At 72.4% G+C, this 1,296-nt stretch carries 1 protein-coding gene; it reads left to right on the top strand.

Translation table 11 applies throughout. From position 1 onward, the window contains the following. Positions 1–49 precede the first annotated feature (49 nt). Positions 50–1,296, top strand: a 1,247-nt coding sequence (locus CLV63_RS33080) for an HNH endonuclease signature motif containing protein (protein ID WP_106587180.1), incomplete at its 3' end; no start/stop codon positions are given.

Below are 1,296 nucleotides of genomic sequence, written 5' to 3'. Positions count from 1 at the left end.
AGCCGAACCAAACATTGTCATCGCAGGTCAGACACAATAAAATGAAGATATGAACGACAAACCAGCGGCATCCCACCCCACCCCGGGACCCCTGCCCCGGGTACGGGCGCTGCTGGCAGAAGCCGAACACCTCCTGCGCGGCGAACTCGACACCCCCATCCCGCCCGGCGCCGCCCCCGCCATCGCCGACGAGATCACCGCCACACTCGGCGGCATCGGCCGCATCCAATCCGCCACCGCCCGACTGGCCGAACGCGCCCGCACCAACGCGGGCATGGCCTCCTCCGGGTTCAAGAACCTCGCCGACTGGATGTCGTGCGCCAACGGGCTCACCCGTGCCGAAGGCGCGCACTACGCCCTGCTCGGCCAACCCCCCGAGGGCATGGACGCCACCACCCGCGCCGTCGACCAGCAGCACATCACCGCCTCCAAGGCCGCCCGCATCGCCTACTGGATCAAGCGCTGCGCCACCCACCGCGACCGCGCCGCCCACCCCACCGAGACCCACTTCACCACGGCCGCCCAAGACGTCCTGCTGCCGCTCGCAGCCCGGCGCGACACCACCTGCCGCGACCTCGACCTCGCCGGACGCGGCCTGTACGCCACGCTGCACCCCTACGAGCACGACAAGACCGAGCGCGACCTCCACGACCAGCGCGGCGCCTCCCTGTTCCACGACCGCGACCGCGGCGGCTTCCACTTCTCGATGCAGGGCTCCTCCGCCGACTACGACCGGCTCCGCACCGCTCTGGACGCCTTCACCGCGCCCCCGGAGCCGGGCGACACCCGCAGCGCCTCCCAGCGCCGCTACGACGCCGCGATGGAGATGGTCGACTTCGCCCTCTCCCACTCCGGCGACCTGCCCTGGCGCGGCGGCGAACCCGCCCAGGTCCGCCTCACCATGGGCCTCGACACCCTGCGCGGCGAGCCCGGCGCCCCGCCCGCCACCAGCGACCACGGCACCGTCTACCCCCTGTCCGCCGCACGCCTGGCGGCCAAGGACGCCAAGGTGCGGCCCATCATCACCGACCCCGTCACCGGCACACCCCTCGACGTCGGGCGCTCCCAGCGCATCTGCCCGCCCCGGCTGCGCAACGCCGTCATGGCCCGCTACTCCTCCTGCGCTTGGGAGGACGGCTGCGACCGCCCCATCGCCTGGTGCCAGGTCGACCACAAGACCGCATGGTGGGACGGCGGCGCCACCGACCTCGACAACCTCCAACCCCTCTGCGCGGCCCACAACCTCGCCAAAGAGCACCGCCGCGCCGCACACGAACGCCGCACCCGGACCCACCG

The organism is Murinocardiopsis flavida, from assembly GCF_003014485.1.
GTDB classification, from domain to species: Bacteria; Actinomycetota; Actinomycetes; order Streptosporangiales; family Streptosporangiaceae; genus Murinocardiopsis; species Murinocardiopsis flavida.
Note: the sequence above shows the minus strand (reverse complement) of the source record. Positions and strands in the feature narration are given on the sequence as shown.